Here is a 9,667-nt window from a genome sequence, read left to right as displayed (position 1 = left end):
GTGGTGCGCCGCCGGGGCGTGGTCTTCGTCGTCAACAAGAAGAACCCGCGCTTCAAGGCCCGCCAGGGCTGACAACGCCCACGCGCCGAACCGGCCGGCCTGCCCGCCGGCGTGCCGCCACGCCCCTTCCAGTGGAGCCACCGGCGTCCAGGAGGGTCCCGTCCGTGAGGCCAGGACTGTGCGCTGCCGCGGCTCACCCAGCGGCAGCACCCGGTGCCCTGCCGGGGGACCGGCGACCAGGTGATCACCACGGGCGACCCGCGGCATGCTTACGGCCACCGGGAGCGGGAAACGATGATCTCCATGACGAGCGCGATGCAGAACTACGGTCTCCTGTGGACCGACCCGGACGGCGCCCCGCAGGCGTCCGCCGGCAGGTACGACAAGCGGTCCGCAAAGCACCGCCGCACCGAACTGAAAGCGGTGGGCTGCACGCGTGTCGAGATCGTGCCGGTCAGGCCCGGCGAGGTCCCCGAACCGGCTGCCTGAGCGCAGCCGGGGGCGGCAGGGCAGCATCGGTGAGGAACTCGCACGCCGCCGATACCACCGCGCTCCCGGGCAGCGGCCGACCGACGTGATCCCGAGCGCGCACGCATGGCCTTGCGGAAACGGAAAGGGGCCGGCGTGCGGCAAGGCGTGACCGGTGCGTGCGGCGGCGCGGCGCCGTACGAGGGCTTCGCCGTTGACCGCGCAGAGCTGGATGGCGACCTCGGGAGAGATATGCCGGCCCCACTGCCCCAGGGGGGACGGGGGTGGGGCTGGCACGCGCTCGAACGGCCGGGGGGACAGCGCTGCGTCGAGCTCGTATTCGCCTGCTGCCCCCGGCCGGTAGTTGTACTCACGCTTTCGGCGCTCATGTCACTCCCGCCACGAGGGCAGCAGCCCCGGCCTGCCCGTCGTCCGCCACCTCGTCGACGCCTTCGGCGCGGGCCGGCGACGGGAGCCGGGGCGCGGCAGGTTCCCGGGATGCGAGGGCTGCCGGCGCCGGATCCTGGTGCGAAACTTCGCATCCCGGGAACCTCTTGACCCGCGCGGGACGACCCGGAGCACCCGCTGGGTGCACGGGCGGTCGCCAGGCGATGCACCGCGCCTGACGTCCAGGCGATGCACCGTGCCCGACTCCGGGCCCGGTCACGGGAGATGTGCACGTGCCGGTGGTCGTACGTGTACGTCCTGCCTGCGGCGTGCGCTTCTGGCTCCCCGCGCCGGCACCCGGTTGCCGACGCCTCACGTCCCGGCCGGGTCGGACAGTGCGCCCAGGCGTTCACGGAGGTGGTCCAGGACCGAGCGTGCGGTGTCCGGGCCGTGATAGGTCCTCTCGTGGCGCAGTGCCCCCGACAGGCGGGCGTCCTGCGTCATGGTGAGACTGAGCGCGAGCGTGGCCGCCGACGCATCGGACGCCTGGCGGGTGGCGTAGGTCAAACGGGAAGAGTCCTGGCTTATGGGCATGAGGTCGGTGCGCATCCCGTGCATCGGGGTGGCGTCGTCGCGCTGCCGGTCCAGGGCCCAGCCGGTGACCCCGTGCAGGCGCAGCGCGGCGTGCCCGAGGGCGTACCGGAAGAAGCCGGCGCTGCCGCTGCGGCCCAGCACGGTCTCGGCGAGCCGCCCGAACGGCAGGTCGACGGTGGCCGAGGCCTCGGCGACGGCGTCGTGCGCCTGTCGCAGCAACTGGTGTCCGCCGCCCTGAGACACGTCGATCGGGATCTGCACCATGTTGGCGAAGTCACCGATGGCGGTGCGGTGTTCGGGGCGCAGTCGGCCGTGGGACGGCGTGGAGAGGATCATCCTTGCCCGGCCGAAGTGACGGCAGAGGGCGCCGGCGAACGCCGCTGCCAGCAGTGAGTACAGGGAGACCCGGGCGGCCCGGGCGGCGTGCAGAAGCTGCCGGGTCTGCCCGGTGGAGAGGTCGAGGGGCTCCTCGTCGTAGTGGTGGCGCAGCGCGGGGGGCCCGGCGGTACGGCCTGGCAGCAGGTCCCTGGCGCCGTACGCCTGTAACAGCGCGGCGCGGGTGGCCAGTCGGGCCGCACGGTCGTCCAGGGCGGGTCGGGTGGACTCGGCGTCGATGAGGTCGAGGTAGGAGAAGGCGGGCCGCAGTGGCATCCCGGCGGCCACCCTGCGGTTGTACGCGCGGGCCAGGTCGACGAGGAAGAGGCGGTGGCTGGCCGCGTCGAACACCAGGTGGTGGAAGCAGGTGAGCAGGACGTGGTGGTCGGGTGCCGCGCGGAGCAGGTAGGCGCGTCCCAGGGCTTCGGTGACGTCGAAGGGGAGGGTGCTGAGGTCCACCAGGAGCGGGTACGGCTGCGCGGGCAGCACGGCCTCCTCCAGGGGCAGAGGGGCTGCGCGAAGCGTCTGGTGGGGCCGGATGACGTCGGCGGCCCGCTCCGGCGGCTCGTCCAGCCGCAGGCGCAGGGCGTCGTGGTGGAGTGTGACCTCGGCGAAGGCCTCCCGCAGCGCGCCGGCGTCCAGGGGGCCCAGGAGCCGCAGGGCGGTCGAGCAGTCGATCGAGACAACCGCGGGATAGGGCTTGCCGTGGCAGCGTTCCCACTCCCAGCACAATTCCTGGCGCGAGGAGAGCGGAACTGCCGGGTGCCGGGGACCGGTGGTCGTCTTCATGCCCTGCCTTGGGGTCGGGTACTGCGGGACAGAGTCGGGGCCGACGCCGGTTCGGTGAGGAAGGCGCCGTCGGTGGTCACGTGTTGGAACCGCCTCACCAGGATGTGCTCCTGCGGGCCGAGGCGGAACAGTGCGGCGTGCGTCATCCGGTCGGTGAGGTCGAGGGGCCGGGCGAGGACGCCCACCGCTTCGGCCCCGGACGCAGACCGCTTCGGTCCCGGCCGCTGACTGCCGACGCTCCGGCCGGACACCCGCCCTCAGGCACGCCCGCGCGCAACCGGCATCAACGGCTCGATCTGTGCGGGGAGATATGCCGGCCCCACTGCCCCGGGGGGATGGGGGGTGGGGCCGGCGTGCGCTCGAACGGCCGGGGGGACGGCGCTGCGTCGAGCTCTGTTTTGCCTGCTGCCCCCGGTCGGGAGGTGTATGCACGCTTCCGGCGTTTCTCTCACGCATCCAGAGCGCCCCCGGCGCCGTACGCGGTGCCGGGGCCGTCCCTCGTGAGGGAAGCTCGGGTCGGCGGCCGCTCCGGGGATGCGACGGCGACCGGGGCCGGAGCCGGAAGGACCGTGGCGGCACTCGGGTGGCCGAGCCGGCGCAGTGGGTTCATGCGGTGTGCAGGAGCCAGCGTTGAAGCGTGGCGTTGATGCCGGCGGGCAGGGCGCTGAGTTCGTCGATGGCGGCGCGGTCTTCGGGGCGTGGCGGGATGCCTGCTGTGGTCAGCGCCGCGTGGAGGTCGAGGCGCCGCCGGTCGCGCGGGTCGATGCTGTAACTGAGACGCTCCGCGGGGTTGGGCGGAGCCAGCAGGAAGTCCGCATCCTCAGAGCTGCCGCGCGGGGCAAGACAGAAGCCGTCGGCGGAAGCAACGGCGTACGGATCGACGAACGTGTGGGGCGCGTCGGTGCCGAAGACAGAAGCGGTCACGGGGGTCTCCTCACGAACTGCTTGCGCTTGTGTCCGACAGGAGTTCCGCGCGGCCCGCACCGGTTGCTGCTGCGGCGCAATGTCACGCCGTCGGCGTCATCGGCGGCTCATCCTCTGGTCCGACGAGCGGGCCGGACCACCTCCGGCGCGTGCTGTGAACGCGCCACCACAAGCGTCACGGCCCCGTTCCGTCGTGCCGGAGTCCGCCTCCGGCTTGTCGCCGGCACCGCTCCCGTTGTCGCGCTCGGCTTCGCGTCGCCACCCACGTCTGCCGCGCCACCATCACCGGAGCAACCGGTGAGGCTCAGCGCGCCCGCGGCGCACACGCCCAGCACGACCGCTCGGACGGCGCCCGGTCGTGACGGCTCTTCCTCGGCGCCAGGGTCATGATGTCCCCCAGCGTGCTTGCTCGAGATCTCCGCGAGCCTGATCGACTCACGAGAGGGGGATGAATTCCAGCCGCAGACACTTGAGTCCTGGCCCGATCTTGTATGCCGAACCCTCATCGTCAGGCCCAGCCCCCACCTTCACCCCGGCCCACCCGCGTCCGGTGACCGCTGTCAGCGCCCCCGGTTAGAGTCCGACCATCTCGCCCCTCTGCGCCCCACCAAGCGCCCCGGAAAGGATCTACCGGCATGTCCATGTGGCTCGGCCTCGTCAAGATCGACCCCTCGCTGCTGTCCGCCCTTCAGCAGCACCCGGAGTCGATCAGTGCCCTGTTCTTCGAGGACGACATGCCGGAGCCCCTCGTTTCCGGCGTCCACCCGACCGCAGACTCCTTCGGCTGCGACTACCGCCAACTCTCCGACCTGGCTGCCGGCCGATCGCAAGCCGAGCAGGACACCGTGGAGTGGCAGACGGCCTACCCCTGGCTGGCACGAGCCACCGGCGAGAACTGCTCCACCATCGAGGAGTTCGAGTTCGGCTACGGCCCGGCGCACTTCCTCACCCCCGACGAGGTCGGACAGGTCGCGCAGGGGCTGGCCGGTGAGAACTGGACCAGCCGAGCCGCAGCGGCCCATTGGCACACCGAGGCCGAGGAGAAGGACTTCGACGACCTCGTCCCCTTCTTCGCCAAGGCGGCAGCCGAAGGCAAGGCGGTACTCGGCGGTGTGAGCTGAGACAGTGCGCTACGCGGTGAGGCGCCGATCCCTGCTGTCCATCGCGCCGGTGTCGCGAGACCGAGAGACCGAGAGACCGAGAGACCGAGCTGGTGGTAGCTGAGCGAGTCCGACGTCGACCGCGCGTGGTGCGCCCTCGGCGCCCGGTATCCCCTGGTCCTCACCGGCGGCTACGCCGTACGGGCGCACCGGATCGTCGACCGCCTCAGTCAGGACCTCGACGTCGCCACCGAGAGCCCTGCCCCGATGGCCGAGATCGCCACTGCCCTTTGTGACGGACTGCAGGCACGAGGCTGCCAGCGCGGTCGCGCCGAGCGAGGTGACGTACTCCTGGTTGGCGGCTCCGGCCTAAACCGCCGCTACCTGCGAAGACGCCAGATCAAGCACACGATCCCGGAGCCGAAGGACCAGCGGGCCCACCGCAAACGGCGTGGCAGCAAGGGCGGCCGGCCCGCCGGCTTCGACAGCGAGAACTACAAACGCCGCAACGAGGTCGAGCGGACCATCAACCGGCTCATGAACTTCAAGGCCGTCGCCACCCGTTACGACAAGAGGTCCTACGTCTTCCGCGGGACCATCACCACGGCGGCTTCAGGCTGTGGCTCCGACCATGATCCGCCGGACAGTGCCCAGCGGGCGTGTCATCCCAATGGGGCGATGTGCGGCACGGCGGATCAGGCAAGACTCTCGCGAAGCCCGACTTCGCCCCGGAGGTTCCATGTCGAAAAGCGGCGTGCCTCGCATCGACGTTCCGCGCGACGCCCCGGCGCGGGCGTCGCTCGTCTTGGCGTCCCTGATCATCGTTGCCGCCGTGGCCAACTTGAACCTGTCGGTGGCCAACGTGGCACTGCCCGCGATCGGGAAGGCCTTCGACTCCTCCCAGGCCGCGCTGAACCTGGTCGCCGTGGGCTACTCCCTCGGCCTGGCCGCATCGGTGCTCTATCTGGGTGCGGTCGGCGACCGTCACGGCCGCAAGCTGCTGCTGCTCCTCGGCATCGCTCTGTCCATCCCCGCCTGCCTGCTCGCCGCGTACGCGCCGAACGACACCGTCCTCGTGGCGGCCCGGATCCTCGGCGGGCTCTCGGCCGGCATGGCCTACCCGACCACCCTGGCGCTGATCACCGCCCTGTGGGCGGGGCCGGCGCGGACGAAGTCGATCGCGCTGTGGTCGGCCCTGGGCGGCGGCATCTCCATGCTCGGGCCGGTGATCGCGGGCGCCCTGCTCGAACGCTTCTACTGGGGCTCGGTGTTCCTGATCACCCTGCCCCTTGCCGTGGTCGCGCTGGTCATGGCCCTGCTGTTCGTCCCCGCGCACGCCAACGAGTCGGCCGAACCGGTGGACAACCTCGGCGGCATCCTCTCCGTCTTCCTGGTCGCGGGACTGGTGCTGGCGATCAATTTCGCCGCCGTCCCCGACCAGGGGTCACTGGTCGTCGGCCTCGCCGTGATCGCCCTCGCTGCCGGAGCGGCGTTCTTCTGGCGTCAGCGCCGGGCTCCGAACCCGTTGTACGACCTCCGCATCGCCGGCCGGCGCACCTTCTGGGTCGCCGCATGCGCGGGAATCATCGTGTGGGGCTCCATGATGGGGTCGGCGTTCATCAGCCAGCAGTACCTGCAGAACGTGCTCGAGTACAGCCCCGTCGAAGCCGGCGCCGCCATCCTCCCTCTCGCCGTGATGATGGTGCTCGTGGCACCACGGTCCGCGAAGCTGGTCGAGAGACGCGGCGCCCGCACGACCCTGCTGATCGGTTACGCGTTCCTCTTCCTCGCCTTCGCCTGGATGTTGCTGTTCTGGGGCGAGGACAGCGGCTACTGGCAGATCGGCTTCGCCTACGTGCTCATCGGTATCGGCGCCGGCCTCGCCGGGACGCCCTCATCCCACTCGCTGACCGGATCGGTGCCCGTGCGCCGGGTCGGCATGGCCTCAGGCACCGCCGACCTGCAACGCGACCTCGGCGGGGCCATCATGCAGTCCGTCATGGGCGTGCTCCTCACCGCCGGCTATGCCTCGGCCTTCAGCGCGGCGATCGCCGCTTCCCCCGAGAGCAAGGAGGTGTCGGACCAGGTCCAGAGCGAGCTGACGAAGTCGTTCGCCTCCGCCGGGCAGGTCGCCCAGCAGCACCCCCGCTACGCCGAACAGATCGTCGCGGCAGCACGCAAGTCGTTCCTCCACGGCGACGACTGGGCGTACACCGTCGGCCTGGCCGCGATCGCCCTGGGTGCGCTGCTGATCTTCTTCATGTTCCCGCACCGGGACGCCGAGCGGGAACTCCTACGGCGCTACTGCACCGAGGACTCCGTCCCTGCCGCCACCGAGATGCCGAGCGGACCCTCTGGAGCCTGAGGCCGGCCGGTCAGCCGGTCGCCGACCGGATCCGTGCGCGGCCTTGCCCCAGGGCCGTCGACAGCAGGTCTGAGGACCGGACTGACGCGGGCGAGGATACGGGCGTGGCCTGCTTGACCAGCCGGGCCGCCACCCGCAGAGCCGGAACGCAGTACCGCCCGACTCTGCCGACCGGCCCCGACCATCCACACGCTGCAGACGGTCCTGACACCCAGGAGCGGCTGATCCTAGGGTCGTCGACCTGGTGGTGATCGGTACAGCCGTCACCTTGGTGCCTTTGCGCAACAGCGCCTTCATCCTGCTCCTCTCCTCACGGTGCGGCGTCCGCCAGGGCCTGGCGTCCTGCTGTCGTCGCTGGCCAACCTGATCGCGGTGATCGCCTGCGTGATGCTGGACTTCGGGCGCGCAGAACAGGCGCAGGCTGGCGTCGGCTACAGCGGCTACCTGGAAGTGGTCCCACTGTGAGCCTTCCAGGCGGCCGGCCAGGATCGGGCCGGTGGTGCTGTGCAGATGGATGCGGCCGTCGGGCCAGACGCGGGCGGTGGAGCCGGGCATGCTCCAGCCGACCGATCCGTCGCTCAGCCTTGGGATGCCGTTGCGCTCTTCCGGTGTCATCCGTGCGAGCAGCCGCACGGACGTCATCGATGCTGAGGGGTTGCGGTGGTCGGCCGTGTCCGGGGCGGTCTCGGCGATTGCGGCCAGCCATGCCGGGGCGAGCGGGTACGCCTTAGGGTGCAGGGTCAGCAGAGCTGCGCGGTCCTGGCCGTTGCCGGAGCGCACGGCGGCACGGACGAAGTCCGAGTGCTGGGCGTAGCGTTGCACGGACACGTGGCCTCGGCCGGTGGCGAACCAAGCCGGTTGGCGGTCGGCGAGCGTGGATAGGTCGGCGGCTGCAAGCGGGAGTCTGGGCTTGGACACCGGGCAGTCCTAGGTCCGGATGAACCGTCCCGTGTCCGTTGTTCCCGTCCGCGCGCGGTGCAACCCCGAAACAGGGGCAGGGGCAGGCTGGCCGGGAGGAGTTGCGACGCTAGGGCCGTGCGCTGGAGCGGCAGCAGTGAACCGGCGGCCGGAATACCTGACGGTACGCGAGGAGGCCGCCTGCCCCGTCACCGGCAGGAATGCGCCCGGGGCGGCCGGCTTTTCCTAGGGCGAGATGCAAATGCGCCGCCGCGACCGCGCCGTCAGGCGCTGAGCGCGGCCTGCTGCGCGGGTGCCGGATGCCGTCCGGCTACGGCCTGCGCGCGTTCCGGGTGTCGGGTTTGCTCGCTGCGGCCATGCTCGTCGAGGTCGGTTCAACCCCCGGCGCGGTGGACCTCGACGGTTCCGTTCGTCACTACGGCGGAGACGCGAGTTTCGACGTCACCTCAGAGGTCTCCACCGGTTTCGACCAGACCAACAACGTGGAGCAGATCCACTGGGAGAACGTCCCGCCGGGTGATGCCGACATCATTGTGCGCGCACCGGATCACCCGCTTTCCGCAGGAACGGTGTCGCCGAGTCGTACGCCTGCGTCTGGCGGATCTCCTGACCCGGCCCGCAGCACCAGGATCCGACTGCTTGTCACCGCCGGCCGCAGAACGTTCCTTCGGCTGGCACGGCATTGGCTCTGGGCCAGCGATATCACCGCCACCCTCGAACGCCCCTGCCAGCTTCCGACTCCAGGCTTCCTGTCCACATGACAGCACCACACCACCCGACACAGTGGAACCCGGCGTCTGCCCGGCCCGATAGTGGGACCAGTGGTCTGCCCATCCAGACCGGATCCACCACGATGCCCGCGTGCGCTGCAACGGGGCCTGCGGCTGCGCTTGCGAATATCACCAGCGCCTGGACCGCAGTGTCGTATCCGTGCAGGTCAGCAGGTCCATAGGCGAAGCGGTATCAAAGCGGTACCGCATTCGGATAGCCTCATCAGCGCTACCACTTTCGCCCGGGAGGCAAGGATGAGCAGCGAGCCCTGGACCATCGAGTCCATCCGCAACGTCCTCAGCAATCCTGTGCTTGTTCAGGAATTCCTCGGCGAGATCAACCGGACGCCAGCGCACCAGCTGCTTGGCGTCTTTGCGCGTTGGGAACGCATCGCCAAGGACACCCTGGCCGCGGCCGAACGGGGTCGGCAGATCGCGGAAGCTCATGGGCGTGGCGAAGACCCGACGGCCGAATGGGCGGATGTTACCGACCAGGTCCTCGGAGCGGCGGAGCGCATCCGTTCTCGCGGCGCTGCCTAACCCAATCCACCGTTGCAGGACTGCTACTCTCGGCGCTGGCCGACCTCACCCGACCGCTGGAATCTGGAAGGTTGAGGAGTCCCTTTTGTATCGACTTAAGTATGATCCTGCAGCCGAAGCGGTCCACGAAGCGATGCCGGCCGCCGCGAGTGAAGCCCTCACTCTCGCCCTGGCAGGCGCCTGCCACGATCCCCTCGCCGCTGCCAAGCCTTACGGCGAAGACGACGGGATCGTGCGGATAATCATCACTGAGCAGGCCTTCGCTGTGCTCCTCATCGGGACGACACTCAAGACGATCATCGTCTTGCAAGTCACGTACCTTGGCTGACTGCCCAGCTAGGCAACGCTCATGACTCCTCCTCGCGCCCGGCCGGGGACGACGGCCCCCGGCTCGTCACTCCGGCAGTTGGCGCATCTCCAGGACCCGCAGCCCCAGG

The 9,667-nt window shown here is 70.3% G+C and carries 10 protein-coding genes and 2 pseudogenes; 10 read left to right on the top strand and 2 right to left on the bottom strand.

The window, feature by feature from the left end:
* Together ABT070_RS45680 and ABT070_RS45675 are read left to right on the top strand one after the other, a co-directional pair.
* A partial coding sequence (locus ABT070_RS45680) for a 50S ribosomal protein L36 (RefSeq protein ID WP_351769237.1) occupies nucleotides 1-72 on the top strand: 72 nt, incomplete at its 5' end.
* Nucleotides 73-303: 231 nt separating this feature from the next.
* A complete protein-coding gene (locus ABT070_RS45675) occupies nucleotides 304-489 on the top strand; it encodes a DUF8636 domain-containing protein (protein WP_351769236.1) in 186 nt (61 codons plus the stop codon).
* Between the two features lie 738 nt (nucleotides 490-1,227).
* Here the strand turns inward: ABT070_RS45675 and ABT070_RS45670 are convergent.
* A complete protein-coding gene (locus tag ABT070_RS45670; protein WP_351769234.1) occupies nucleotides 1,228-2,613 on the bottom strand; it encodes a condensation domain-containing protein in 1,386 nt (461 codons plus the stop codon).
* 606 nt (nucleotides 2,614-3,219) lie between these two features.
* Complete coding sequence (locus ABT070_RS45665; protein WP_351769232.1) at nucleotides 3,220-3,537, bottom strand: hypothetical protein; 318 nt, start codon at nucleotides 3,535-3,537, stop codon at nucleotides 3,220-3,222.
* Between the two features lie 635 nt (nucleotides 3,538-4,172).
* Between ABT070_RS45665 and ABT070_RS45660 the strand changes: the two genes are divergently transcribed.
* The 8 genes and pseudogenes from ABT070_RS45660 (at nucleotide 4,173) to ABT070_RS45625 (ending at nucleotide 9,558) form a co-directional block, all read left to right on the top strand.
* A complete protein-coding gene (locus ABT070_RS45660; RefSeq protein WP_351769230.1) occupies nucleotides 4,173-4,658 on the top strand; it encodes a DUF1877 family protein in 486 nt (161 codons plus the stop codon).
* 99 nt (nucleotides 4,659-4,757) lie between these two features.
* Nucleotides 4,758-4,952: pseudogene (locus tag ABT070_RS45655) on the top strand (hypothetical protein); the annotation flags it as partial.
* A 57-nt stretch (nucleotides 4,953-5,009) separates the two neighbouring features.
* Nucleotides 5,010-5,272 (top strand): annotated as a pseudogene (locus tag ABT070_RS45650) (IS5/IS1182 family transposase); the annotation flags it as partial.
* Between the two features lie 104 nt (nucleotides 5,273-5,376).
* Nucleotides 5,377-7,002 (top strand): MFS transporter, encoded by a 1,626-nt coding sequence (locus ABT070_RS45645; RefSeq protein WP_351769228.1) that lies wholly within the window; start codon nucleotides 5,377-5,379, stop codon nucleotides 7,000-7,002.
* Nucleotides 7,003-7,317: 315 nt separating this feature from the next.
* Complete coding sequence (locus tag ABT070_RS45640; RefSeq protein WP_351769227.1) at nucleotides 7,318-7,467, top strand: hypothetical protein; 150 nt, start codon at nucleotides 7,318-7,320, stop codon at nucleotides 7,465-7,467.
* A 752-nt stretch (nucleotides 7,468-8,219) separates the two neighbouring features.
* Entirely contained in the window at nucleotides 8,220-8,681 is a 462-nt protein-coding gene (locus tag ABT070_RS45635; protein ID WP_351769239.1) for a hypothetical protein, read from the top strand.
* A 264-nt stretch (nucleotides 8,682-8,945) separates the two neighbouring features.
* Complete coding sequence (locus ABT070_RS45630; RefSeq protein WP_351769225.1) at nucleotides 8,946-9,230, top strand: hypothetical protein; 285 nt, start codon at nucleotides 8,946-8,948, stop codon at nucleotides 9,228-9,230.
* An 85-nt stretch (nucleotides 9,231-9,315) separates the two neighbouring features.
* Entirely contained in the window at nucleotides 9,316-9,558 is a 243-nt protein-coding gene (locus ABT070_RS45625) for a hypothetical protein (RefSeq protein ID WP_351769223.1), read from the top strand.
* Nucleotides 9,559-9,667 lie beyond the last annotated feature (109 nt).

It is taken from the genome of Streptomyces sp. NPDC002884, assembly GCF_040295245.1.
Classification (GTDB): Bacteria; Actinomycetota; Actinomycetes; order Streptomycetales; family Streptomycetaceae; genus Streptomyces.
This window is presented reverse-complemented; position numbering and strand designations above follow the sequence as displayed.